Annotated in this window: 22 protein-coding genes; 11 read left to right on the forward strand and 11 right to left on the reverse strand. The window is 69.5% G+C overall.

Features of this window, described 5'->3' with window-relative positions; all coding sequences use genetic code 11:
- Positions 1-147 precede the first annotated feature (147 nt).
- The gene (locus tag ACFWBD_RS19805; RefSeq protein ID WP_385668138.1) at positions 148-753 is read left to right on the forward strand and encodes a TetR/AcrR family transcriptional regulator; all 606 of its coding nucleotides are present in this window, start codon (positions 148-150) and stop codon (positions 751-753) included.
- Between the two features lie 5 nt (positions 754-758).
- Here the strand turns inward: ACFWBD_RS19805 and ACFWBD_RS19810 are convergent, their stop codons facing one another.
- Both ACFWBD_RS19810 and ACFWBD_RS19815 read right to left on the reverse strand, forming a co-directional pair.
- Positions 759-1568, reverse strand: coding sequence for an isocitrate lyase/phosphoenolpyruvate mutase family protein (locus ACFWBD_RS19810; RefSeq protein ID WP_385668349.1), 810 nt, complete (start codon positions 1566-1568; stop codon positions 759-761).
- A gap of 194 nt (positions 1569-1762) precedes the next feature.
- Positions 1763-2134: a VOC family protein gene (locus ACFWBD_RS19815; protein WP_385668140.1), complete on the reverse strand. Its 372-nt coding sequence runs from the start codon at positions 2132-2134 to the stop codon at positions 1763-1765.
- A 202-nt stretch (positions 2135-2336) separates the two neighbouring features.
- Here ACFWBD_RS19815 and ACFWBD_RS19820 point away from each other — a divergent pair, with 202 nt between their 5' ends.
- Entirely contained in the window at positions 2337-3722 is a 1386-nt protein-coding gene (locus ACFWBD_RS19820; protein ID WP_385668142.1) for a hypothetical protein, read from the forward strand.
- On the opposite strand, the gene ACFWBD_RS19825 is transcribed toward ACFWBD_RS19820, so the two are convergent.
- Positions 3667-5418: a DUF2264 domain-containing protein gene (locus tag ACFWBD_RS19825; RefSeq protein WP_385668144.1), complete on the reverse strand. Its 1752-nt coding sequence runs from the start codon at positions 5416-5418 to the stop codon at positions 3667-3669. The two genes, ACFWBD_RS19820 and ACFWBD_RS19825, sit on opposite strands and share 56 nt — an antisense overlap.
- Positions 5419-5508: 90 nt before the next feature.
- Positions 5509-6555: a rhamnogalacturonan acetylesterase gene (locus ACFWBD_RS19830; RefSeq protein ID WP_385668146.1), complete on the reverse strand. Its 1047-nt coding sequence runs from the start codon at positions 6553-6555 to the stop codon at positions 5509-5511.
- 190 nt (positions 6556-6745) lie between these two features.
- On the opposite strand from ACFWBD_RS19830, the gene ACFWBD_RS19835 reads away from it, so the two are divergent.
- On the forward strand, positions 6746-8428 hold the full coding sequence (locus ACFWBD_RS19835) for a rhamnogalacturonan lyase B N-terminal domain-containing protein (RefSeq protein ID WP_385668148.1): 1683 nt from the start codon (positions 6746-6748) through the stop codon (positions 8426-8428).
- 6 nt (positions 8429-8434) lie between these two features.
- Here ACFWBD_RS19835 and ACFWBD_RS19840 read toward each other — a convergent pair whose 3' ends face one another.
- A complete protein-coding gene (locus ACFWBD_RS19840) occupies positions 8435-9844 on the reverse strand; it encodes an RICIN domain-containing protein (RefSeq protein ID WP_385668150.1) in 1410 nt (469 codons plus the stop codon).
- Between the two features lie 324 nt (positions 9845-10168).
- Between ACFWBD_RS19840 and ACFWBD_RS19845 the strand changes: the two genes are divergently transcribed.
- Together ACFWBD_RS19845 and mmuM are read left to right on the forward strand one after the other, a co-directional pair.
- Positions 10169-12373 carry an autotransporter gene (locus ACFWBD_RS19845; RefSeq protein WP_385668152.1) on the forward strand — a complete coding sequence of 735 codons (2205 nt, stop codon included), beginning with the start codon at positions 10169-10171 and terminating at the stop codon, positions 12371-12373.
- Positions 12374-12509: 136 nt separating this feature from the next.
- The gene (gene mmuM, locus ACFWBD_RS19850; protein ID WP_385668154.1) at positions 12510-13451 is read left to right on the forward strand and encodes a homocysteine S-methyltransferase; all 942 of its coding nucleotides are present in this window, start codon (positions 12510-12512) and stop codon (positions 13449-13451) included.
- Between the two features lie 124 nt (positions 13452-13575).
- Here mmuM and ACFWBD_RS19855 read toward each other — a convergent pair whose 3' ends face one another.
- Positions 13576-15258 (reverse strand): carboxylesterase/lipase family protein, encoded by a 1683-nt coding sequence (locus ACFWBD_RS19855; protein WP_385668156.1) that lies wholly within the window; start codon positions 15256-15258, stop codon positions 13576-13578.
- A 92-nt stretch (positions 15259-15350) separates the two neighbouring features.
- The gene (locus ACFWBD_RS19860) at positions 15351-15512 is read right to left on the reverse strand and encodes a hypothetical protein (protein ID WP_385668158.1); all 162 of its coding nucleotides are present in this window, start codon (positions 15510-15512) and stop codon (positions 15351-15353) included.
- Positions 15513-16239: 727 nt separating this feature from the next.
- Here ACFWBD_RS19860 and ACFWBD_RS19865 point away from each other — a divergent pair.
- The 4 genes from ACFWBD_RS19865 (at position 16240) to ACFWBD_RS19880 (ending at position 20413) form a co-directional block, all read left to right on the forward strand.
- Positions 16240-17253 (forward strand): hydroxyacid dehydrogenase, encoded by a 1014-nt coding sequence (locus tag ACFWBD_RS19865; protein WP_385668160.1) that lies wholly within the window; start codon positions 16240-16242, stop codon positions 17251-17253.
- A 212-nt stretch (positions 17254-17465) separates the two neighbouring features.
- Positions 17466-18560, forward strand: a complete 1095-nt coding sequence (locus tag ACFWBD_RS19870; RefSeq protein ID WP_385668162.1) for a LacI family DNA-binding transcriptional regulator — start codon at positions 17466-17468, stop codon at positions 18558-18560.
- Between the two features lie 540 nt (positions 18561-19100).
- Positions 19101-20162: a LacI family DNA-binding transcriptional regulator gene (locus ACFWBD_RS19875; protein ID WP_385668164.1), complete on the forward strand. Its 1062-nt coding sequence runs from the start codon at positions 19101-19103 to the stop codon at positions 20160-20162.
- Between the two features lie 38 nt (positions 20163-20200).
- Positions 20201-20413 carry a hypothetical protein gene (locus tag ACFWBD_RS19880; protein ID WP_385668166.1) on the forward strand — a complete coding sequence of 71 codons (213 nt, stop codon included), beginning with the start codon at positions 20201-20203 and terminating at the stop codon, positions 20411-20413.
- Positions 20414-20658: 245 nt separating this feature from the next.
- Here ACFWBD_RS19880 and ACFWBD_RS19885 read toward each other — a convergent pair whose 3' ends face one another.
- The 3 genes from ACFWBD_RS19885 to ACFWBD_RS19895 form a co-directional block, all read right to left on the reverse strand.
- The gene (locus ACFWBD_RS19885) at positions 20659-20916 is read right to left on the reverse strand and encodes a hypothetical protein (protein ID WP_385668168.1); all 258 of its coding nucleotides are present in this window, start codon (positions 20914-20916) and stop codon (positions 20659-20661) included.
- Entirely contained in the window at positions 20913-21776 is an 864-nt protein-coding gene (locus ACFWBD_RS19890; RefSeq protein WP_385668170.1) for an oxaloacetate decarboxylase, read from the reverse strand. The genes ACFWBD_RS19885 and ACFWBD_RS19890 overlap by 4 nt, the downstream gene beginning before the upstream one ends.
- A 168-nt stretch (positions 21777-21944) precedes the next feature.
- Positions 21945-22598, reverse strand: a complete 654-nt coding sequence (locus tag ACFWBD_RS19895; RefSeq protein ID WP_385668172.1) for a ThuA domain-containing protein — start codon at positions 22596-22598, stop codon at positions 21945-21947.
- 579 nt (positions 22599-23177) lie between these two features.
- On the opposite strand from ACFWBD_RS19895, the gene ACFWBD_RS19900 reads away from it, so the two are divergent.
- Positions 23178-23810 carry a VOC family protein gene (locus ACFWBD_RS19900; protein ID WP_385668174.1) on the forward strand — a complete coding sequence of 211 codons (633 nt, stop codon included), beginning with the start codon at positions 23178-23180 and terminating at the stop codon, positions 23808-23810.
- 375 nt (positions 23811-24185) lie between these two features.
- Positions 24186-24581, forward strand: coding sequence for a VOC family protein (locus tag ACFWBD_RS19905; RefSeq protein ID WP_385668176.1), 396 nt, complete (start codon positions 24186-24188; stop codon positions 24579-24581).
- A 10-nt stretch (positions 24582-24591) separates the two neighbouring features.
- Here the strand turns inward: ACFWBD_RS19905 and ACFWBD_RS19910 are convergent, their stop codons facing one another.
- A complete protein-coding gene (locus ACFWBD_RS19910) occupies positions 24592-25266 on the reverse strand; it encodes a helix-turn-helix domain-containing protein (protein WP_385668178.1) in 675 nt (224 codons plus the stop codon).
- Between the last annotated feature and the right edge of the window lie 141 nt (positions 25267-25407).

Genomic DNA, 25407 nt, shown 5'->3' on the forward strand with positions numbered 1-25407 from the left:
GTCTCCGTGAGACCGCCCCCGCACGGCCCAAGTCCCGCTACACTCCCGCCACCCGGCGAAAAGACCAGGTCAGACAGCGAAATCCTGCTGGAGTACTAGGATCCTGCCTGATACCTCCAGGTAACGAGCGCACACAAGGCGGTCCCCATGCCACGAGTCGGCCTGACCACCGACCGCCTCGTCGAAGCCGCCGCGGAGCTGGCCGACGAGGTCGGTTTCGACAAGGTCAGCATTTCGGCGCTGGCCCGACGGTTCGGAGTCAAGGACGCGAGCTTGTACTCGCACGTCAGAAACCTCCGGGAACTGCGGACAAGGCTCGCGCTGCTGGTCGGCGGCGAGATGATCGACCGGATCGCCGTGGCCGTCGTGGGACTCGCCGGCAAAGAGGCGCTGGTCGCCTTCGCCGGGGCGTACCGGGAGTACGCCCTCCGGCACCCGGGCCGGTACGCCGCCACCCAGATCCGGATCGACCAGGAATTCGACCGAGAACTGGCCGCCGCGTCCCCCGCCCCGCGCCGGACCGCCGAGATCACTTACGGAATGCTCCGTGCCTACGGCCTCGACGAACCCGACCTCACCGACGCCGTCCGCCTGCTGCGCAGCACCTTTCACGGGTACTGCACGCTGGAGGCCGCCGGCGGCTTCGGTGCGCCCCGGGATGTGCAGCGGTCGTGGGACAAGGCGATCGACGCCCTGCACACGGCCCTGACCCACTGGCCGCGGGAGGCAGACACCGGCGACGCCGTCAGCTGACGCCGTCAGACATGGTCCGCTATGTCAGCACGCATTTCCTGTACGTCCTCGTACGTCGGCGTACGGCCACCCGGCTCACGTCCCTCACGGATCTCGTCCAGCGCGTCGAGCGCCGCACCCATGGCTCGCCGGTAGAGAAACGAGCCGAGGCTGATCCGGCTCACCCCCAGATCGCCGAGTTGGGGAACCGTGGGGCCAGTCGGCGAGTAGAGGACGTTGAGGGGAACGTCCAGTCGTGCGACGAGAGCCGCGATCTCCCGCGCATCGGTCAGTCCCGGGACGAAGACCCCGTCCGCGCCCGCCTGTTGATAGGCATCGAGGCGGGACAGCGTTTCGGCTCCGCTGCGTACGCCGCATTCGCCATGTCCGCCGGGCCAGTACGTGTCGGTGCGTGCGTTGACGAAAAGGCCGGGTGCGGCAGCCTTGACTGCGGCGATCTTCGCTGCATGCCGGTCGACCGACCCCAGGGCATCCTCCAGGTTGATACCGACCGCGCCCACAGCCCCAAGCTGACGGGCGAACTCGCCCACCTCGTCGGGATCTTCACTGAAACCGCTTTCCGCATCGACGGACAGGAGAAACGGTTGCGAACCCAGAACCAGCGCGAGCCGTAGGGTTTCGTCGCGAGTCGCCGACGCGCCGTCCGGCAGCCCCACCGCCGCCGCCACCGCGAGGCTCGTCGTGCCGATCGCTCGGAAACCCTTTCCCGCCATGGCCATCGCGCCGGCATGGTCCCAGGCGTTGGGCAGGAGGAGGGGGGTCTCGGCGTGGTGAAGGCCGGCGAAGGGGTTCGAGGTCGCCCTGGATGCACGCATGCGGTCCACGCTAGGGGCGCGTCCTTTCGGCCTCCGCCGAACTGTCCCGCCGAACTGTCTCCGCTGATCAGGCCGCCGGACTGTTTCCGGCGAACTTCCTGGCGAACTGTTTCCAGCGGATTTTTCTTCTACACCGGTCCCCTGCTGGACAGGTGGCTGCCGACGCGTCCGTTTCCTGCCCTGTTACCGCCGCCTCAGCCCGCGGCCCGCTCTCCCGCGCTCCGCTCGACGCAGAACTCGTTTCCCTCCGGGTCCGCGAGGACCGCCCACCCCGTGCCGTCGGCCCTTCGGCGGTCGTCGAAAAGCGTGGCGCCGAGGGCGAGCAGACGCTCGACCTCCTCGTCGCGGGTACGGTCCTGCGGCTGGAGGTCGAAATGGATGCGGTTCTTCCGGCTCTTGGCCTCCGGGACGGTGACGAAGAGCATCCCCGCGCCCTCGATCAACGCCTCCTCGTCGCCCGGCTTGTCGTCCTCGTGGAGAGGCTGGCCAAGCACCTCGGACCAGAAGGTACCGAGGGCGTAGGCATCGGAGCTGTCGATCGTCACGTGACGGATGGCAGAAGTCATACGAGGATTCTTGTGCACTCCGCTCACGCGGGGCAACGGAGAATCTCCCCCTCCACCTGCACGCGCCCTCTGAGGAGCACGAACCGAGCCACGTCCACCCAGCAGGCCCGGTTCCAGTCACCGTGACCACGTCCGCCACAACAGTTCCCTCCGTGTCCACCCAGCACGGCAACTTTCTCCTGCCCAGCGGCAACCACTGGCCATGACATCTGCACGACGCACGACGCGCCACCGCCGTATGCGCGCGGCCCGCAAGCCCGCGATCGGCGCCCTCGCTGCTGCCGGAGTGCTCGCCGGCGCCTGGTGGGGCACCGCCGGGGCCGCGACGACCTCCCCGAACCTCACCCCCACCACCACCGTCGTCACGCTCGCCGCCAAGTTCCCCTATCTGTCGCCCGGTTACAACAACACCCGGGAGTGGACGCGGACGACGACCGCGGTGGCCCCGAACGGCACGCTGCGCGTCGCCTGGCCCGCGGCGGACGGCGTCCACGTCACCCCGCTCACCGCCGCCGGGAAGCGCTCGGGCGCCGACACGGTCGTCAAGGGCGCCAAGGAGGTCGGAGGCCTGGTCGCGCACAACGACGGCTTCGCCCTGCTCACTCGAGTCGCCGACACGAACAAGTGGAAGGAGACGGCGGCCGCGATCGTCCGCTATACGGGTGGCAAGCGGACCTTCCTCACGAAACTCACCGGAACCGCTTCCCACGACACCGCGCCGCTGCTCGACGGACAACTCACCTGGAACGGGACGAAGTACGGCGCCTACTTCGTCGTGCACGGAGCGGGCGGCTTCGCCGACGGGCACTTCGGGGACAAGATGGCGTACCTCAGCGCCAAGGGGGCGAAGCTCACCGGGGGCTGGAGCTGGGGTTGCAGCCACAACGAGGGCATCGCCCTGCACGCCGAGACCTCCGGCGCCTTCACCTCCCTGTGCTTCGACGACTGGCGCTCGGGGCTGTTCGTCTCGACCGGGATCGGTGCTCCGGACACCGCCCCGGTGGTGCAGCGCGAGCAGTGCTGGGCCGGGTACTGCGGCGGTACCTTCCCCGGCCGCACCGGCGACCTCGTGAAGTCGTCCACCGGCCGTTACGTAACCGCTTTCGCCTCGCGCGGCGCCGTCTCGGCCAAGAAGAACCCGGACGACGCCAGCGGTCGCGGGTGGACGGTGAAGCCGAAGACGAGCACCCATCAGGTCGCACTGGCGTTCCTGAAGAACCGCAACTCCGGTCCGGGCAAGGCCGTCTACCTCACAAGCGCCGCCGGCACGGAGAACGTCAACGTCCATGTCGTCCCGTACGGCAAGGACCGCCTCCTCGTCTCCTGGGAGTCCCTCAAGGGCGCCAAGTGCGCGAGCGGTACCTGCACCGGCGCCTTCACGGGCACCCACCTGCGTCTCGTCGACTGGAACGGCAAGGTCCAGAGCCCGGACAAGGTGGTGAGCACCCGCATCACCGGTGACCTCGCGGTCCTCAAGGACGGGACACTGACCTGGGCGTACGCCCCCGTCACGCCGACCTACGCAAAACCGCTCACCGGGGCGTCACCGACCACGACGACGTTGCGGATCGCTCGTCTGAAGCCGTGAAGCGGAAGTGGCGTTCCGAACCCGTCGGCCGGCAAACGCTCAGGTCGTACGCGTCGTGAGCGGTGTCGGCATCCACCCTCTGCACCTCCACGGACACCAGTTCCCGGAGGGGCGGGGGGTCCGGCTCGGCGGTGAGGCGGGCGAGCGCGACGAAGAGAGTCGACGGGCCCTCTCCCAGCACACCCGACAGGGGGGACGTGCCCGCCAGCCCGTGCACGGGCACCAGTTCCGCCCGCTCGTCCCCGCCCTCCACCGGTACCCAGCCCGTGATGCGCACTTCCGTTCCCGGCTCCGCGCCGGCCACCAGGTGGGCCCGCACCTCCACCGCACCCTCGGCCACCACCAGGCTGGTGACTTCGGCCCCGGAGCTCAGCACGTATCGGGAGGCGGCCCAGTCCTCCCCCACTCCGAGCGGGACGATGCCCTCGCGATGCGGGTCGCCGCCGACCATGACGACGTTGTCCGGCGGCGCGTCCAGCGGCCGCGTGACCGTGGAGTACGCGAACCTCGTGTAGTACGGGTCGTAACGGACGTCCTCACTGCCGTGGTTGTGCAGGCGGACCACCCCGTCCGAACTTGTCGACTGAAGCAGCCAGTTGGGAGCAGCAACGGGGGTAACCGCGTTTCCCCGTTCCACCGGCCCCGCCTCCTCCGTCGCCGTCCACACCTCGTGATCCGGTGGAATCAGCAGACCGAGGAAACCCTTGCTCGCCCAGTAGGGGGAGGCGGGTCCCGAGTAGCCCTGGAGGACCGACTCGTCGGGACCGTGCCAGCCGAGGGTCAGCAAGCCGTGTTCGTCGACCGCGTCGCGTTCCAGGAAGTACTTCAACGCTCCCGAGGCCAGGCGGCGCGTCTCGCCGGGGAGCAGTGGGGTCCGGCCGGTCAGGGCGCCCAGCCACAGAGGGGCGGTGGTGGCGAAGCGGTAGGTGAGGGAACGGCCCTGGTGCAGGGGGGCGCCGTCGCCTCCGAACAGACGTGCGTAGTCGTCGAGATGGGTCCTGAGCCGGTCGCCGTAGAGGGTGAGCAGCTCGGGATCGTCGGCCAGCCAGGCGTGCAGGACCGGGTAGAGGTGCATCGCCCAGCCGTTGTAGTAGTCGAAGGCGCGGCCGGCGCCGTCGCTGTACCAACCGTCGGCGACGTACCACTGCTCGATGCGCTCCAACCCGCGGTCGATCGCCTTGCGAGAAGCCTCCGGCTCATGGCCGACGGACTCCAGGAAACCGCCTACCGTCACCGGGAACAACTCCCAGTTGCAGGGCCAGGCCTCGGCGGTCAGCGCGTCTCCGAGCCAGGCCGCGGCGCGCTGTCGGACGCTGTCGTCGAGACGGTCCCAGAGCAGCGGACGGGTCAGCCGCAGCGCCAGGGCGATCGACGCGGCCTCGACGAGGGGCTGACCGCGGTCCTCGACGCGGGGCCAGACGCCGCGGACACCAGCCGCGAGACCGCTTGCGTAACGCTCCAGCGCCGTCTCGTCACGACGGAAGGCCGCCAGCAGCAACGTGCGAGCGTACCCTTCCAGGCCGTCGGAGAGGCGGCCCGACCAGCTTCCTCGGCCGCCGGGAAAGTGATAGAGAGCGCGATCCTCGGTGGCGTACGGCTCCACTGCGGCGAGCAGCGCGTCGGCGGCCGCCTCCCAGTGGGCGCGGGTGTAGCCGGTGCGGGGGCTGCGGACGAGGTCGGGCGGGGGCAGGTGCATCTGTTGTTTCTTTCCTTCGCGGCCGGTGCGGAGCCTGGTGATGCCAGGACCTGGGGGCGTCCCGGTTCCGGTCGGGGCGCCCCCAGGCGTTCATCCCACCCGCACGGTGCCCCTCGGCACCAGATGCTGGGCGACGAGTTCGTCGCGGACCAGGCCCGCGTAGACCGTTGCTCCGTGCGCGGAGGTGTGCGTGTTGTCGCGCTTCTCGTTGTACAGGTAGAGCGCCTTGGAGCCCTCGACGCCCAGGGACTCCACCAGCGCCTTGGTCCTGGCGGTGAGGTCGATCAGCGGAACCTCCTGTGTGGCGGCGACCGAGCGGATCACTGCCGGGTGATCGACGCCAAGGCCGTTGACCAGCAGGGCCGTTGCGTTGTTCAGCGTGCCGTCGGTGTTGAACCAGCGGCGCACGATGGGGGTCACCAGGACCGGCTGACCGCCCTTCTCCCTCACTCCCGCCACGAGTGTCTCGAGATTCGCCCGGTAGGTCGCCTCGTCCGTCGTCTTGTCGTTGTGGGCGAGTTGGACCAGGACGAGATCGCCCGGGCGGATCAGCGGCTGAACCGTGGCCCAGAGCAGCGGGTTCCCCAGATAGGTGACCGTACTCTCCCCGGAATCAGCGTAGTTGGCGACCGAGACTCCCTTGCGCAGGTACTGCGGCAACTGCTGGCCCCACCCGGTGTACGGGTCCGCCGGCTGGTCACAGACAGTGGAGTCACCGACGAGGAAGACCTGGCGTGCGTGCCGGGCCGGGGTGACTCTGATGTCGGCCAAGGCCGGCGCCGTGCCGCCGACCGCCAGATCCAGACCGGCGGTTCCGGCCGCTCCCGTCGGCTCGCCCTCAGGGGTTCGGACGTCCACCGTGAAGCTGCGGACAACGCGTTCACCGGCGGGAGCGCCGGTCTCGGGGAGCAGGGCGCGCCGGGTCTCCCCGCTGATGCCGGTGCTCGACTCGTCGAGGCCGCCGAGGACGACCTCGACGTTGTAGGTACCGGGCGGGACATCGAAGTGGCAGGCGGTTGCGGTGCAGTTGTCGATGCCGAGGGGTGTGCGACCGCCGTGCGCCTGAGCGGCGGGTACCGCCGTCAGACCGACGGTCAGGGTCAGCGCCGCGAGGACGGCGATGTTGAAACGTCTCACTTGCGGCTCCTCCGTCACGGCAACAGGGCTGGCGGCTGGACCGTACCGCCTCCGGCAAGCGCTTTCTAGACCTTGGGCCGATTTCGCAAGATTGCCAACCTCCCGCGAGCGAAAGCCCTTTCGCGAAATCGATTCAACTGTCACTCTCTCAGGCACCCGCACCCCCACACCTCCCGAAGGAGGCACCCCCATGTCCGGATCCGACAGCCACCGGCCGATCCGACGCCGCACCTTCGTCCTCGGCAGCGCGGCCACGGCAGGCTCGGCCGCCCTGGCCGGGCCGCTCGCCGCACCGGCCGCCGCAGCAGCCTTCGGCTACACCGACGACGGCTCGAACTACGTCGTCGACACCGGCGCCAACCTGGTCTTCAAGGTCAGCAAGTCCACCGGCGACCTGACCTCGCTGACCTACAGGGGAACCGAGTACCAGGGCTACGGCGGCATGAACTCGCACATCGAGTCGGGCCTCGGCAGTTCCACCGTGACGATCGCGCAGTCCGGCTCGACGATCCTGGTCTCGGTCACGCACGGCACGCTCAAGCACTACTACGCGGCCCGAAGCGGCGAGAACCACGTCTACCTGTGGACCAACAAGGCCGACACATCCGTTTCGGCAACCCGTTACATCGTGCGCGTCAAGGCGGGCCTGTTCCTCAACGACGAGCCCGACTCCTACACGTACACGACCAGCACCATCGAGGCCTCCGACGTCTTCGCGAAATCCGACGGCCAGACCCGCTCCAAGCACTACTCCAAGCTGCGCGTCATGGATTACGACTACATCGGCTGGACCACCGGCAGCGTCGGTCTCTGGATCGTGCGCAGCAACCACGAGAAGGCCTCGGGCGGCCCCTTCTACCGCTCCCTCCTGCGCCACCAGAGCGCCGACGGCGGCGGCCTGTACGAGATCCTGTACTACGGCCAGAACCAGACCGAGGAGCAGCGCTTCGGCCTCCAGGGCCCCTACGTCATCGCCTTCACCGACGGTGGCGCACCCTCTTCGTCACTGTTCCCGGGAACCCTGACCACCTCGTGGGCTGACGCGCTCGGCATCTCCGGCTACGTCGCGGCGAGCGGCCGGGGCCGGGTCGCGGGAGTCGGCATCACGGGACGCAACACGGCGTACCCGTACACGGTCGGACTGGCCAACTCGGCTGCTCAGTACTGGGGTTCGGCACGGTCGTCCGACGGCTACTTCTCGATCACCGGGGTGCTCCCGGGGACGTACACGCTGACCGTCCACAAGAGCGAACTGGCTGTACACAGTACCCAGGTGACCGTGTCCGCAGGCGGGACGACCACCCTCAACTCCATCGCGATCCCGACCTCGAACGACCCGGGCAACGCGAGCGCGATCTGGCGGATCAACGACTGGACCGGTACACCGAGCGGCTTCAAGAACGCCGACCTGATGACGTACGCGCACCCGTCGGACGTCCGGGCCACCGCCTGGACCGGCAACGTGGTGATCGGCAGCGGCAGCGAGACCTCGGCCTTCCCCTGCTACATCTGGAAGGACGTCAACAGCGGCCTGCTCGTGTACTTCAAGCTGACCGCGGCCCAGGCCGCCGCCGCGCACACCCTGCGCATCGGCGTGACGACGGCCTACGCCAACGGCCGGCCCCAGGTCGTCGTGAACGGCACCTGGACCTCGGCCATCCCCTCCCCGCCCACCCAGCCGAGCACCCGGTCCCTGACCAACGGGTCCTACCGGGGCAACAACTACACGTTCACCTACAGCGTCCCGGCGAGTGCATGGCTCACGGACACGAGCCAGTACAACGTGCTGAAGATCAACGTGGTGAGCGGTTCGGGGACGACCTCCTACCTCAGCGCGGGCACGTCGGTCGACGCGATCGACCTGCTTGCCTGACGTAGGTCAGGTGCCGCGCGTCCACTGCTGATTGGTTCCTCCGTTGCACGTGTAGGTGATGAGCGCGGCGGAGTTGGCGGTGGACGCGCCGTTCACGTCCAGGCACTCGCCGCTCGCGCGGGACTTGACGTTGACGTAGCCGCCCGAAGTCGTCAGCGACCACTGCTGACTGGTGGCCGTCGTGCAGTTCTCTTGGCTGACCGTGCTCTCGTTCTCCTGCACACACAGAGAACTGCTTCTGACGACCAACTGGTAGTAACCGCTTCCGACGGACTTGAACCAGTACTTCTGGTTGTTACCGCCGTTGCAGTCGTACTGCTTGATCTGGGCGCCAGCCCAGAGGGACTGACTCGTGACATCCGCGCACTTGCTGCTGTGCCGGGCGATGAGCGTGTTGTACGTAGCACTCGTTCCGGTAATCGTTCCCTCCGCCGTGTCGACGGTGACCTCGGGGGACCAGGACATCGACAGCGAGGTGGTCGTGGGGAAGCTCAGCGGAAACCAGACGTAACGCGAGTCGTTGACCGTCCCGCCGAAGGAGTTGCCCCAGCGGTCACCCAGGTAGAGGTACGAGGTCCCGGAAGTGCCCTGGACAGGGAGTACGTACGCGGTCTGCGAGCCGTACGCCGTCGAGTCGCCGACGTTCGTCATGGCCGACCAGGGGCCGGCGAGTGAGGTCGCGGTGGCGTACTGCTGCTGGTTGGCACTCCAGCCGGTCGCGCCGGAGGTGAGCATGAAGTAGACACCACCCCGCTTGAACAGCGCCGGCGCCTCGCGGTGACCGCCGTGCCATGGGTCGGCGACCAGGCTCGCGATACCGGTGTAGTCGGCGGTGAGCCGGTAGATCTGGAGGTCGTAGTTCTCGCGTGCGGCCGAAACCATGTATCCGGCGCCGTCACTGTCCACGAAAACCGTGATGTCACGAGACATGTGCTGGTCGAGCGGGCGGAAACTGCCCTGCCAGGTGTAGTTTCCGTCGACGGTGTCCGACACGGCGACGGCGGCTCGGGCCTCGCTGTAGTCGGTGCCGTTCTCCTTGTGCATCCACATCACGAACTTGCCGGTGGACGCGTTGTACATGACCTTCGGGCGTTCGATGTTGGCGGCGGCCAGCTCGGAGTCGCTCGACTGGGTCAGAACGTGGTTACGGAACTCCCAGTTCTTCAGATCGGTGGAACGGTAGGCGTCCACGTAGCGGAAGGTGTTGTCGGCGTTGCGGTTCTCGCCGAACCAGTAGTAGTAGGAGCCGACTTTGAGAACGCCACCGCCATGGGCGTGTACGGGACTGCCGGAACTGTCGTTGATCTGGGTGCCGTTGACGATCGTCACGGGCGCCGCCTGGGCGGGTCCCGCGGTCGCAAGGGCGCCCATCAGCACAAGACAGAGGGCGAGCAGGGTCGTGTACGCACGTCTCATCTCACGCACTCTCCTTCACGTGTCGGCGACGGGGACGCCGAAGTAGGGGGTGCCGTCCGGATGCGGGTCGAAGGCCTGGATCCGGGTGTGGCGGCTGGGCTCACCCAGAGGGGTGTTCGGAACTGCGAACAACATGTGGAATGACGAACGCCGAAAAGGTAAGGGCGTGTTACGGGCAGGTCAACGGGTCGGACGGGACTTGATGGAAAGCCCTTTCCGGAATTTTCCGGCGGGAAGGTGGTTTTCCGGGTGCGGCGAGGTCCCCGACGGCACTCGGGGAAGCAAGTTTCTGTTATCGGCGCCGCGCCGACGCGTCTCCGATGCGTGCGCAGCCTTCTCCACACCTCAGCAGCGGTCGTCGGCGCCCTCGCGGCCGTCGCCGCCCTTGTGGCCACCGCTCCCCCGGCCGTGGCCGCCGACGCCCGGGACGTCACCGCCGATGTCCTCGCGAACCGGGACGTGACGCTCACCGGTGACACCGTGGTCACCGTGACCTCCGGGACAACAACCTACGAGGGCGTTTTCCGCGGCCAGGGAACGCTTACCGTGCGCGGCGGCGGAACCCTGGTCCTCAGCAAAGACAGCGATTTCACGTTGCCCAAGGCACGCCAGCGGCAGGTGGTGCGCACGCAGGGCGGAAACCATCCCTACACAACGGTCGGCAATCCCGACCCGCCCGCGATCACTGTGGAGCGTGGGTCGACCCTCCAGTACGGCACCGGCGGGGGCACAGGGCTGATCGGGCACTTCCCCTACGACACTCCCGGTTACCGGCTCAATCAGCTCAACGTCCGCGTCGACGGCACACTCCGGCTCTCGCTGACCCGCACCTTCAACATCGGTACGATCAGCGGCTCCGGCCTCGTCACCCAGCCCCGCAGCATGTGGGGCACGCTCGACCTGGCGGGCACGCACCCCTTCTCCGGGGTCATCGACAACGGCACCGGGATGGCGGTCGGCCGTCCCGAGTACCCGGTGTCGCTGCCCAACGCCCGGGCGATCCTCAACCAGGGCTCCTGGATCATCGACACCCCGCTGCACCAGACGATCACGCTGCGGCAGGACTTCTACCAGCGGGAGTACGGCAGCGACGTCAACGTGCACTCGCGGCCGGGCAGCAAGGTCGTCCTCACCGGTCAGTACAGCTACAGCGACCAGGGCGGCGACACCGATCCCTCGCTCAGCGACCCGGACATCAACTGGCGTTCCGTCGCGCACCAGCTGAACAAGCGCGGCACCAACATCGAGGGCGCCGACGTGCAGTGGGGCGACGGCACCACGCACAAGATCTTCATGCCGGGAACGAAGGACACCGTTTACATCAACCTGCACGAGGCCGGCGGACGGCGGTCCCTGCTGACGTTCGCCTACAACGGGCCGGTCACCTTGGGTGCGCCGATCGGCGGCGGCAAGTACCACGACACCCTGGCCGTGCCCGGCGCCGGTGACATCGTCATCGCCGGAACAAAGGGCAACGACGTCACCTTCGCGGCCGCGCAGTACTACGACGGTTCAACGACCGTACAGAAGGGGTCGGTTCTGCGACTCGGGTCGGCACAGGGAGACGGCTCCCTGCTCACCGGTACCGACCGGCGCCGGATCGTGAACAACGGCACTCTCGTCGTGCGCAACACGAAGACCGCGATCTCCCTCTCCCGGCTCGGCGGCAGCGGCTCGTTCGTCCAGTCCGGAGCGGCGACCACGACTCTTGCGGGCACCGCGGTGACGTACACCGGGACGACAACGGTCAGGCAAGGAACCCTGGCGCTCGAGGACGGGGCGACTCTCACCAACAGCAGGGCGGTCCGACTGACGTCGGCGGGAGCGCGGCTGGACACCGGCGGCTCGGCACTGCGGGTGACGAGCGCACTCAGCGGGAAGGGCACCGTGAACGGCGCCGTGACCAACGAGGGTGTGGTCACGGGCGGGCTGACCGTGACCGGCGCCTACACGCAGAACGACAAGGGGCAACTGGTCCTGACGGACACGCCCCTGAAAGTGGGCGGCAAGGTCACCCTGGGCGGCGGACTCGACCTGGCCGCGGCAGGAACGGCCACCGCGACAACCGGGGCTGGTACCGCTTACGACAAGTCCTCCGCCCCGACCGGAACCGGTACCGTTTCCGGCAAGGAAGTTTCCGCGACCGGCGACACGCCGGCCCAGGAGATCACCGTCCTGGACCACACCGGTGACACCGCCACGACCGGCACCTTCGACAAACTGCGCGAGGGAGCCGAGGTGAAGCTCGCTGACACCGTTTACCGGATCAGTTACAAGGGCGGGGACGGCAACGACGTGGTCCTCACCGCGACAGCCGTGAGCTCCTCGGCCGACGCGCACGGACAGGCCTCGTCGGGGTCGGTGACAGCCGAGACGCGCAGCACGAGCGCGGCCGAGAGCGGCGCGTTCGGCTGGTGGCCGTACGTCCTGGCAGCCGGATTGCTCGGCGGGCTGCTGGTCCCTGTGGCCAAGCGCACGCGGGGCGGTGCGCGCGGCCGTGGTGGACGGCACTCCGCGCACGGACGATGAGCCGTCGCGTGTCTCCCAGGCGGGCAAGAGGTGACACGAGGGCGGCCCGCCCCCTCTCCTGTCCCACATCGTGGTCACTCTGTTCATTTACCGGACATATCCGACCGTCTGCCGCCCCTTCGACTAGCGTCGTGACATGACCAGCGACATCCCTGTTCCCTCCGCCGAGACCTCCCTCACCACGGCTCTCGCCGCCGGAGCCGTCGTCCTTGACGGCGGTATGTCCAACCAGCTCGAGTCCGCCGGGCACGATCTGAGCGACGAACTGTGGTCGGCACGGCTGCTCGCCGAGCAGCCCGAGGCGATCACCCAGGCGCACCTCGCCTACTTCGAGGCCGGCGCGAACGTGGCGATCACCTCCAGCTACCAGGCCACGTTCGAGGGCTTCGCCAAGCGCGGCATCGACCACCACGAAGCCGCCCGGCTGCTGGCGCTGAGCGTGGAACTCGCCCAGGAGGCGGCCCGGCAGGCCCGGCACACGGGCCTCGCTCACCCGTTGTGGGTGGCCGCGTCGGTGGGGCCGTACGGGGCCATGCTCGCGGACGGCTCCGAGTACCGGGGCCGCTACGGGTTGAGCATCGAGGAACTGGAACGTTTCCACCGTCCCCGGCTGGAGGTCCTGGCCGCCGCAGCGCCCGATGTGTTGGCGCTGGAAACGGTTCCCGACGCCGATGAGGCCGAGGCACTGCTGCGGGCGGTACGCGGGCTCGGCGTGCCGGCCTGGCTGTCGTACTCGATCGCCGGTGACCGTACGCGCGCCGGGCAGCCGTTGGACGAGGCGTTCGCCCTGGCCGCCGACTCCGACGAGGTGATCGCGGTCGGTGTGAACTGCTGCGCCCCGGAAGACGTCCAAGCCGCTGTGACGACTGCGGCTCGGGTGACGGGCAAACCGGTCGTGGTCTACCCCAACAGCGGCGAGGTGTGGGACGCGGAAGCCCGCGCCTGGAGCGGCCGTTCCACCTTCACCGCCGAACAGGTCCTGGGATGGCGGGAGTCGGGGGCACGTCTGATCGGCGGCTGCTGCCGGGTCGGTCCTCAGGCGGTCGCATCGATCGCTCGGACACTGACCTCCGCGTAGCGCTCCGGCCACCCTCCCACCGCTGCCGGCCTCCGCCACTTGCGCTTGCGCTTGCCGGGTGACTCCAATTCCGACGTAACACGGAAACCGCGTACCGGCCCCAGCACCGAGGTGTGCCCGGCGGTCAGCGTCCTCTCACTGCGCCGGCCCGGCGCAGTCGGCGCATCGCGGACCTGAGCTCCGCGCTACGCAGGGTCTTGCCGAGTAGCGGATCCGACGTCGCCGTCCCGTCGACGAGTTCTCCCGGTGGAGCGGTTGCTGCCGACGCGGCCCACAGGGCCAGCTCACGATCCTGTGGACCGTATGCGGTATACGACATGCCGTCGACCTCGTGCGCCATACCGTCGCCCTCATCCCGCCCGGTGTCCGCCTCGCCGAAGATCCGCACGGGATGCGCCAGCCCCCAGGCCTCCCAGCCGGGGTCACCCGTGGCAACGAACCGTGTCCACGCCCCGTGCATCGCGTCGGCCAGTTCCTGCGGCGCGCCGCCCCCGGCGAGTTTCGCGGACTCGGCCGTCTCGCCGGTGTCGAAGACGAAACCGAGCTCGAGGGCGTGGCACGCGCCGAGGCCGGGCCTGAGCGAGGGCCAGGCGAACTCGTACACGTAGGACGACCCGGGGCGGGCCTCGGCCAGCTGTTGCAGGGGGCGGCGCAGCAGGCTGTCGGTGACCATCTGGCCGACGATCTCGGCGGTGCCGGCCCCGGGGTGCAGGGCGCGGTATCCGCGCGGCACCTCGTGGCCACAGTGACAGCGGGCCATGGCGCCGGCGAGGGCGACGGGCCCCAGCCGGTCGACGCGCTCCATCAGGCCGCCCGGGACCAGCCACAGCCGGTACTCGTCCCGAGTCCAGCCAAGGAGGAGGTCGACGCCGGGGGCCGCGTCCCCGTCGACGAGTGCCTGAAGCGGGTCGCGCGGAACGAGGTCGCCGTCGACGATGACGCCGAAGGCGGGCCCGCCCAGGACGGGGCTGCTGAGCCTGCCGACCTCCGCCTGGGTACGCAACAGCAGATCCCGGTCGACGGAGGCGAAGGCCTCGGCGGTGGCGGGGATCTTCAGCCGGGTCGCCATACGGCGGACCATGCGCCGGACCTTGTCCCGTTCGAAGGCCTCCGGTGGTCCGCTCTGGAGGACGGCCCGCCGGAACAGGCCCTGTGCCTGCGGGGCCGCCATCAGGGCTCCGGCGCTGATGGCTCCGGCGGACTGTCCCGCAAGGGTGACCCTGTCGGGGTCGCCGCCGAAAGCCCTGATCGAGCGATGCACCCATTCCAGCGCGGCGAGCTGATCGCGCAGACCGGCATTCGCGGGGGCGTCCGGGAACAGTCCGTAGCCCTCCACCCCCAGCCGGTAGTTGATAGAGACGAAAACGATTCCATCGCGGGCGAAGTTCCGTCCGTCGTAGACCGGCATTGCCGAGGATCCCCTGGTCAGGGCGCCGCCATGCAGCCAGACGAGGACGGGAAGCCGGGCGGCCGGGCCGGGCTCGGGCGTCCAGACGTTGAGGTTGAGGCAGTCGTCGCCCGCCACGACGGGGTCGGACAGGTACTGGGCGAAGGCCTCGGAGTACGGCGGTTTCGGCGGCGTCGCGCCGAAGGCTCCCGCGTCGCGCACCCCGTCCCAGGGCTCGGGCGGCACGGGCGGCCGGAACCTGCGGGCCCCGAAGGGGGGTGCCGCGTACGGGATCCCGCGGAAAGCGGCGATGCCGTTCTCGCACCTCCCGCGTACGGCCCCGTAGGGGGTCGTGACGACGGGGTCGGGGTCGGGGTCCGCCTGGGCCTCGGCCCGTGGGACCGTCTGGTCTGCTGCCATCTGCTCACCAGCCCTTCGACGCGCTCGCGCACCGGTATGACCAGAGCACCACAACAGCGCGCGGTATTCCGGTGCACGAGCCTGCGGCAGGGCTATTTGGCGTACATCGGCTGCGCGGTCGTACCGCCGGTGACGATCGGACCGGCCGCCTGGTCGAAGGGCGACAGGGACTTGGCCATCAGCAGACCGACCCGGTCGGCGGCCGTCCCCTCGCGGGAGACCGGGCGCGCGATGATCTCGCCGTCCCGGGACACGTTCCGCCGAGCGAACTACCCTGTCACACCTTATGAGTTGACGTTGAGATCGACACCCGATCCACGTACGACGAAGGTCCCGTCGCCGTACGCCGTGGCGCCGGGCGTGAAGACGGCCACGGCGCCGAAGGATCCCTTAGCCCCTCGGCTCGAGAACCACGTCACCGAGGTCGCCGTACGTCCAGGGAGCCGGAAGGTCCCGGCTTCGACGCGCATCGCCCTGGCGGCCGTCACGGAGAGGGGCGGCGCAACAGCACCGCTCGACTTCGAACGGGGGCCGGGCCCTGACCGGAGGAGCTGGTCTTGGAGACGACGTGGTGGTACGTCATCCCGGCGGTGCCGCTCGCGTCGATGTAGCGGATGCGAGTGCCGAAGCGGACCGGCCCGACAGCGGTGGCGATCGTCCGGCAGGGGCCATGCGAGCGCGGTGCGCGCAGCACCGTGTGGCGGGCGGACAGGTCGGAGTCGGTCCACGTCAGCCGGATGCCCTCACACCCCTCGCGCCCCGCACACCTAGCTTGTCGGAAACAGGTTTCGTCTGGCCTCGCAGCCGACGAAGGCGGCTCTCATCTCGACCTCAACAGCCGCTCCGAGGTGGCCATTTACTGGTGAGCCGTCCGAAGGGCTTCCCCCCTCGCGATCCCCCGACCGATTGACCACGCCTCTGCGCCAGATCTACGGTAGAAGGCGCTTTCAGAAAACGTTTCCCACGCACCTCGGGAGAGTCATGCCCAGCGCCCAGCTGCCCAGGGCCGTGTTCGCCATGGATCCGGTGCACCTTCCCCTCCTGTTCCCCCCGCCGCTCATGGCCCGGCTGCAGCGGGCGGCCGGGATCGACCCTGCGCTCGTCGTAAGGGATTTCGCAGAACCCGCCGCGGCGTCCGCGCTGGCCGGTGCCGAGATCCTGATCACTGGCTGGGGTTGCCCCCGCCTCGACACGGACATCCTCGACTCGACACCTCGGCTCCGTACGGTCCTGCACGCTGCGGGCTCGGTGCGCCCCTTGGTCGGAGAAGCACTGTGGGGCCGAGGGGTGACCGTCTCCAGCGCGGTGACCGGCAACGCAGTCCCGGTCGCCGAGTACACACTCGCGATGATCCTGCTCGCCGGGAAGGACGCCTTCGGCCACCGCGAGCGCTTTCGCCGCACCCACGCCCAGCCGACGCCCGCCGAGACTGCGGCAACCGGCAACCTCGGCCGCCGGATCGGTGTCATCGGCGCCTCGCGTGTGGGGCGTCGCCTCCTGGAACTGCTGCGTCCGTACGACTTCGAGATCCTCCTGCACGACCCGTACGTGGACGCGACGGAGGCCGCCGAACTCGGAGCGCAGCTCCTCTCTCTGGAAGATCTTCTGCGACACAGCGACATCGTCAGCCTGCATGCGCCCGATATCCCCGAGACCCACCACATGCTCGACCGCGCCCGCCTCGCACTGGTCCGTGACGGCGGCGTGCTGATCAACACCTCGCGGGGCGCCCTCGTCGACCACTCCGCCCTCACCGACGAGCTTGTCTCCGGTCGACTGCATGCGGTCCTGGACGTCACCGAACCCGAACCACTGCCCGCCGGCTCTCCCCTGTACCGGTTGCCGAACGTGTTCCTCACCCCGCACATCGCCGGCTCCCTCGGAAACGAGTTGGAAAGGCTCGGCCGCATCGTCGTCGAGGAGCTGGAACGCCTGACCGACGGACTGCCCCTCGCCCACGAAGTACGTCGCGCCGACCTGGCCCGGGTGGCGTGATGCGCAGGTCCACCCCGTTGCCGACGGCGCTGCCCACGGCGACGGCCGGGGTTGTCCACAGGCCGGTCCACCTGGGAGACCGTTGGGATACGGTTCCCGCACCAACGGGGGGCCGGGCCCCGGCCGTGCCTTGACCAGGCCACGGCGGTGTCCGCGAGCGTGGCCTCCATGGCGCCCTCGTCGGCGCCCACGAACAGTGAAGGAGCCGCAACGTGAGTCAGCGCAGGACGACGGGTGACGCCGGCCGGGCGACCATACGGGATGTGGCGGAACGCGCGGGTGTGTCCGTGGCAAGCGTTTCCCGCGTATTGTCGGGCAACTACCCGGTCTCCGAGGAACTGCGGCACCGGGTGATGAAGGTCGTGCGCGACCTCGACTACGTCACCAACGCCCACGCCCGCTCCCTGGCGGGTGGTGCCACTCCGACGGTGGCGATACTGATCAACAACATCACCGGCGCCGCGTTCGCCCACGTGGCGAAGGGCGTCGAGGGTGCGGCCACCCTGCGCGGCTGGCTGTCGATCGTCGGCACCACGGGCGACGACCCTGAACGCGAACTGGCCCTCGTCAACATGATGCGCCAGCAGGGCGTCGACGCCGTGGTCCTGCTCGGCGGCGCCTATGACTACGACGAGTACCAGCTGCGTATGGCCCGGTTCGCCCGTTCCCTGGACGCCGCCGGCTCGCATCTGGTTCTGGTCGGCAGGCCGCCGCTGGAGGGAGAGGTCCCGGCCACGACGATCGACTACGACAACGAGTCCGGCGCCTATGCCATGGCGAGCCACCTGCTCTCGGCCGGTCACCGGCGAATCCTGGTCCTGCCCGGTCCTGCTGAACTCACCACCGCCCAGGGCAGGTTGAAGGGCGCCCGACGAGCCTTCGAGGCATACGGGGTGCCGTTCGACGAGGGGCTGGTGCGGCACGGTCCGTACGACGACGAGCACGGGCACGCCGCGGCGCAGGCCGCTCTGCACGAGACGCCGGACTTCACCGCCGTGCTCGCCGGCACCGACATCGTCGCCGCGGGAGCCATGCAGGCACTGCGCGGGGCAGGCCTGCGGGTGCCTGACGACGTGTCGATCGCGGGCTACGACGACATCCCCCTGGCATCCCAACTCACCCCCCAACTGACCACGGTGCACGTGCCTTACGAGGAAATGGGCCGGGTCGCCCTGCGTGCGGTGGCCGACCGGCGGCAGGGGCCCGGGGGTGGCGCCCGACGCAAGAGCGGAGACGCCGAGCACCTGGTCCTGGGCACCCACGTCGTCGTACGGGACTCGGTGCGGCCGCCCAAGCGGCATCGGTGAGTCACAGCGTCGGTGGAGGGCTGCTCATCGATCTGTTTTCGTAAACGGTTTCCCTGCGTCTTCCATGGTGTGCGCCGGAGGCCGGCCGGCTGTCGGACGACCACGGCGGCCGACTGCTCTTCACCGGCACCTGGCCGGGATCCACGTCCGGGACCTGGTCGACGCCTCCTCCACCTCCGACTTCCGGGACTTCAGCCTGACCTGTGTGCCGGTATGACGTCACCGTGCCGTCCGGGAGCCCCGACACCGGCTCTGCTGACGTGTACCGGCTCGGCACACCCGCCCCGGTCCGGCGTCCCCTCCTTGGTTCGAGGCGCTCGCCGCGTTCAGGGGACCCGTTGCCGTCCAGGCTGTGCCACGCGTCCGGAGTCTCGACAATTCCGCCGCCCAAGATCCCGCGTTTTCCGGAGTCTTCACGTCACGCCGAGGCACACCTAGGATAGCAAGCGCTTTCTGTGAGCCGTCTGTTTCCCCTCGGCTCCGAAAGGGCGCTGGTCGAACTTTCGCCGGCCTTCGGGCGGGCCGGAGAGGTGGTTCCCGATGGTGCGCACGGCGAGTGCGAGTACGGGCGTGGCAGCCGGGCCGACCCTGGCGGTCGTGGCCCGCGAGGCGGGGGTATCGGTCCCGACCGCCTCCAAGGTGGTCAACGGCAGGGAGGATGTCGCCCCCGAGACCAGGCGCCGGGTGACGGAGGCGCTGGACCGGCTGGGTTATGTGCGCAGACCCCGCTTCGACGCGACCAAGCCGCCCCGGCTGATCGACCTGGTCGTGCACTCACTGGACAGCTCCTGGTCGGGCGCGGTGCTGCACGGCGTGGAGGAGGCGGCACACGACGCGGGTCTCGACGTGGTCGTCTCGGCCGCCCTGTCCCGCACCCGCGTCGGCCGCCCGCAGCGCGGCTGGTTGGACAAGCTGACGGCGCGCGGGACGGCCGGAGTGCTGTTCAACCTCACTGAGTTGACGGGCTCTCAGTACGCCTGGCTGGAGCAGCACCGGACCCCGTTCGTGCTGATCGACCCGGTGGTCGAGCCGCCGCCCGGGGTGGTGTCGGTGGGCGCGGCGAACTGGCAGGGCGGGGTGACGGCGACCGAGCACCTGCTGGCGCTCGGCCACGAACGCATCGCCGTGATCGCCGGCCCGCGCCGCAAGATGTGCAGCAGCGCCCGGGTCGCCGGTTACCGCTCGGCCCTGGCGTCGGCAGGGGTCGCGTACCGCCCCGAGTACCTGCGCAACGGCGGCTTCGACGAGTCCGTCGCCCACCGGCGCATGCAGGAACTGCTCGATCTTCCCGAACCGCCGACGGCCGTCTTCGTCTGCTCCGACCGCATGGCCCTCGGCGCCTATCTGGCCCTGACGGAAAGGGGGTTGAGGGTCCCGTACGACGTCAGCGTGGTCGGTTTCGACGACCTGCCGGAGTCCCGGTGGACCACCCCAGCTCTCACCACCGTGCGCCAGCCGCTGGCGGAGATGGCGGCAACGGGATTGCGGTTGTTGCTGCGGATGATGGACGGCGAGCACCCGGAGGGGACGCGGACGGAGCTTTCGACACGGCTCGTGGAGCGGGCGAGCACGGCTCCGCCGCACCGGCGGACAAGGGCGTGAAACGGTGACCTCCCGGCGTTACTGACCCTTTTCCGGGCATGAACCTCAGCACGCGCACCACAGTCCTGTTCGTCGTTGCGTCCGCCGTCCTCGTCACCGTCATGGGGACGGCCCGGGCCGCGACTCTCGGTCCCGTCCCTCGGGACGCCAGCGCCCACGCCAGCGTGCGCGATCCCGGCGGCGAGACCGGCGACGAACCCGAGGACGTCGAACTGGACGAGGCCGGACGCCCCGACGTCGACGAGAACTGACGAGCCGTTCGGCAACCCGGTCGCCCGGTCCGTGCCGCTCGCATGCGTCACCATGTCGCGAGCGGCACGGCCGTGACCGGGGCCCCGGCCGTCGCCGTCACCTTCGCTGTGCTGCGTTTCTTCACCGTGGGGTGCCTCACCCGGCGGCGGAGCGCTCGCTGAGGTTGCCGAGAAAATCGTCGTAACGGACAGCGGAAAGCCGGGCGCCACCATCACGGTGACTCCCGGCCTGTGATCTCCTCGTCTCAGTCCTCCCCCCGGTCCGGCGCGCCGACCAGTGCCTCCATCATGTCGACGGCGCTTCCGTCGTGGTCGCTGCCCGCGGTGCCGCTGCTGCCCTGCTGGACATTGGCCGCCCGGTCGACCTCCAGGATCGAGTCGGCATGCGAATTGTCGATCACGGTGATCAGGCTGCCCTCGGCGACCGCCGGCACCGCGGCGACGCCCAGCAGGGCGGCTGCCAGGATCGTCGCCGTCCTCAGCCGGGGAGCGACCGGGCTCACGCGTGCACGCTCTCGGCCGCGGTACGCAGGCGCGCGATGTTCCGCTCCAACAACTCGGTCGAAGCCCGCACGCCGATGCCGCTCGCCGCGTCGACCTCGGGGAGCCGGCCGTCGGTCCGCTTGAGGTCGACGAGCGCCGAGCGCATCGCCGCGTGCGCGGCGAAAAGACACGGCGTGCTGTAGATCGCGACGTTCACGCCCAGGTCGGACAGTTCGCTCAGCGAGAGCCTGGGGGACTTTCCGCCGGCGATCTGGTTGAACAGCAGCGGCTTGTCTCCCACCACGTCACGGATCCGGCGGATCCACTCCACGGTGCGGACCCCGTCGACCAGGATCACGTCCGCGTCGGTGGCGGCCAGCGTCCGGGCCCGCTGCAGGATGTCGTGCTCGTCGGTGGCGTCCGTACGGGCCACCACGACCAGGTCGCGGCGGGTGGCCAGGACCATCTCCAGTTTCGCCAGGTACTCGTTCAGGGGCAGCACCTGCTTGCCGTCGGCGTGCCCGCACCGGCGCGGCCGCTTCTGGTCCTCCAGGATCACGCCCGAGGCCCCGATGCGCTCGAGGCCCTCCACCACATGACAGGCGACCTCCGGATCGACGTACCCGTCGTCGATGTCCACCAGCAGGTGCTGTTGAGGGAAAGCGCCCCGCAACCGCTGGACGAACGCCACCATGTCCGGCCAGGCGATGAAACCGATGTCCGGCAGCCCGTAGTGCGAGGCCGCGAAGCCGAAGCCCGAGACGAACATCCCGTCGTAGTGTTCCGCGGCGATCGACGCCGAGTACATGTCGTACACGCCGATCAGCGGGGTCGTTCCCGGGTCGGTAATCCGCTCCCGCAACTTGTTCCCGTAAGTCACCGTCCGGCTCCTCCAATGGAGTCGAGGGGTCAACACACCAGGTGCAAGAAAGCCGTTGCGACACAACAGCCCTTTACGAAGACAAAAGGATCTCTATGTCGATGTGCGGCTTTCTCCATGTGAAGGCTTTGCTCACCCCAATGGCGCAACCTGTTCACCGGAGAAACGTCACTGGTCCCGCAGCCGTGCGGCCCAGGCGATGCCACCGCCCAGGTGGGCGCGGAAGTGAGGGTCGGCGTAGGACTGGGAGGCATGTCCGAGAGCCGTGTAGAAAACGCGTCCCCGGCCTTGCTCACGGCACCAGGCGAGCGGGTGGTCGGCTCCCATCCCGCCACCCGTGTACGACGACTCGTCGGCGACGGCGAGAACGCGTACCCGCCCGCGCGGGTTGGCGCGGAAGTCGTACCACTCGTCGGTGAAGTCCCAGACGGTCGGCAGCGAGCGGGTGGCGGGGTGGTCGTGGTCCTCGATCACCGCCTTGCCCGGCTGGTACTCGGGGTGGCGGGCGAAGCGGGCGCCGAGGAGTTCGCCGTAGTACGGCCAGTCGTACTCGGTGCAGGCCGCCGCGTGCACCCCGGCGAAACCGCCGCCCGCCTCGACGTAACCGGCAAGACGTTCCTGCCCGGCCGGGGTCAGCACCTCGCCGCTGGTGGAGAGGAAGACCACCGCCGCGTATCCGTCCAGCGAGGCCTCCAGGGCCGTCGGGTCCTCGGTGTGGTCGACGGCGAACTCGTCCAACCCTCGTACGGCGGTGACGGCGTCCGGGATGGAGTCGTGGCGGTAATCGGTTGTGCGGGTGTACACGAACAGGCGGGCGGTCATGAGGACGAGCCTAGGCCGACGGGAGTTCGGGCCCCAGGGAGATGATCAGGGCAGAAATTTCGGCGGTGGCCATCGTTCCGGAGGCGGTGGCACTGCTCGGCCCTGAGCCCGGACGCGGCGCTCAAGCCGGTGAGACCCGCGCGTATGCGTCGGAACCCGTCCGGTCGGCGCGCTCGACCTCCGAGAACCAACGCCTCAGACGGACTGTTGAGCAAGGACGTAACCGGTTGCCTCGTGTCCTGGTGCCCTTCCTCATCGACTGGGGCAGCACGGTCCACCCCTCCGCATCCGGCCTGCCCGTCATTCCCCTGCTGGTCGCACGGGCTCCGCCGGCTGCCCGAGACCTCCGCGCGAAGCTCCGATGCAAGCGAGTCCGCCGCTTTCCATCGCTTTCCGATGCCGCCCGCCGCCGATCGCTCCCGACCGTCGCCGACGACGAGCGCGCGCGGATCAGCCGCTGCGCCGGCCGCGCGGGTACGGCATCAGTCCCGAGCAGAGCCTGGACCCCGCACCTGCCTGCCATACAGGTGTTCCATGGGCTCGGCCGTTTCGGAGGCCGGGCGCGTAGGCTCGTGCGGGATGAACACCATTCCCGCACGCCTCGACCACATCGTCCTCGCAACGCCCGATCTGGCGGCGACGGTCGCCGAGTTCACCCGGCGCACGGGAGTGGCCCCGGCGCCGGGCGGGGTGCATATCGGGCTCGGCACCCGCAACTACCTCGTGGGCCTGAGCCATTGCGCGTATCTGGAGATCATCGGCCCGGACCCGGAACAGCCCACGCCTTCCGACCCGCGTCCCTTCGGCGTGGACGCGCTCGCCTCCGCGCGGACGATCACCTGGGCCATCAGCCCGCCCGACCTGGACGCGACGGTCGCGGGCGCCCGTGCTCGGGGCTATGACACCGGTGACGTACGGGAGATGAGCCGGCGTCGCCCGGACGGCAGCCTGCTTCAATGGCGGCTGACCGACGGCGGCTCCCCGCATCCGTCCGGCCTGGTGCCCTTCCTCATCGACTGGGGCAGCACGGTCCACCCCTCCGCATCCGGCCTGCCCGTCATTCCCCTGCTGGAGCTGACCGCCACCGCTCCTGCCCCCGAGGAGATCCGCCCCCTGCTGACCGCCCTCGGCACCGACCTCACCCTCACCGAAGGTCCGGCGGGATTCTCGTTCACGGTGGACACACCCAACGGGCCGGTGACCTTCGGCTGACCCGGGAAGCTGCTGCCCCCACCACCAGCGGGCGCAGCCGTCCGGACTCGGCCCTGCCAGGGAACGGAGCGGGGCTGGTCGAGGTCTGCTTCGGTGAGCCTCGCGGCAGCGGCCGTCCGCTCCCCGCACGTGCCGCGGAGCCAACCGACGGCTGACTCCTCCCCGCCCCTGCCCGGCAGAGGTCGGCGCGTTCCCGTGGCGAGCGGCCGGAAGAGGATCGGTAACAACGCTCAGCCGGTCTTCGGGACGGGGCGGGTTCCGCGTCCGCCCGGTCGGGCTTTTCTCCACCAGCGCCGTCCGTCGTACGGAAAGGTTTTCCGGGGCGTGTCCGTTTCTTTCAAGACCGGCTGCGGCAGCGCTGCCTACCGTTGCCGCATGAGTCCACGATTCGATGCCATCGGCCTGGTCGTCTCCGACATGGCCGCCTCCGTCTCCTTCTACCGCCGGCTCGGCTTCGCCTTTCCCACGGGGGCCGAGCAGGAACCGCACACCGAGGCCGAACTGCCGGGTGGACTGCGGATGTTGCTGGACACCGAAGACACCGTCCGCTCGTTCGACCCGGGGTGGCAGCCACCGTCCGGGGGTCGTCGGACCTCCCTCGCCCTGCGCTGTGACACACCGGGCGAGGTCGACACCGCGTACGAGGAGTTGCTGGGCGCCGGTCACCAAGGCCACCTGAAACCGTGGGACGCCTTCTGGGGCCAGCGCTACGCCGTCGTGTTCGACCCCGACGGCAACGGCGTCGACCTGTTCGCACCGCTCCCCCAGTAGCCCGGCCCGCTCAGCGCAGCAGGGCGCCCAGCGTGAGGCCCGTGAACTCCCTGACGTCCCGGGAGAGATGGGCCTGGTCGGCGTAACCGGCCCGGTTCGCCGTGTCCGCGTACGGCACGCCCTGCCGGGCCAGCGCGAGAGCCCGTTGCAGGCGCAGGATCCGAGCGAGCGTCTTGGGGCCGTAGCCGAAGGCGGACAGCGAACGGCGGTGCAACTGGCGCGCTCCGAGGCCGAGTTCATCGGCCGTCTCGGCCACCGCACCACCTGCGGCGAGGGCGGCGACCAGTCGGCGCAGTGCCCGGTCCGGCGGCGCCGCCCGCTCCAGCGCCAGCTCCTCCAGCGCCAGCGCGGGCTGCGCGGCCGCGGCGACCCGGGCGGTCAGACGACGTACTTCCGGAGCCGGCCACAGGTCGGTCAACTCGACTCGGCGGTCGCGTAGTTCATGGGCCGGTACGCCGAGCAGCGCGGGAGCGGTGCCGGGAAACAGGCGGATGCCCGCCCAGGTCACGGGCGGGCCGTCGGGGACATGAGCACGGGTGTCCGGTCCGGCGACCAGCAGTCTGCCCTCACGCCACAGGAGGTCCATACAGCCGTCGGGGAGTACGGGGAGCGCGCCGGGTGCACCGGACGGCGTGTTCGTCCACACCACCGCCCCGAACAGCCGGGAGGGCCGCTCCTCGTACATGTGGGCCAGACTACGCCGCCGGGACACGGGGTGCCGGTACGGAGCCGCAGCGCTCCCTGCCCGATTCCGCCACAGCCTCGTACGCGGACGGGGCCGCTTTACTGTGCGGTCTCGCAGCGTCCGTTCTGCGGCCGGAAACCG

Origin of the sequence: Streptomyces sp. NPDC060002 (assembly GCF_042737245.1) — a bacterium.
In the GTDB taxonomy this organism is placed as follows: Bacteria; Actinomycetota; Actinomycetes; order Streptomycetales; family Streptomycetaceae; genus Streptomyces.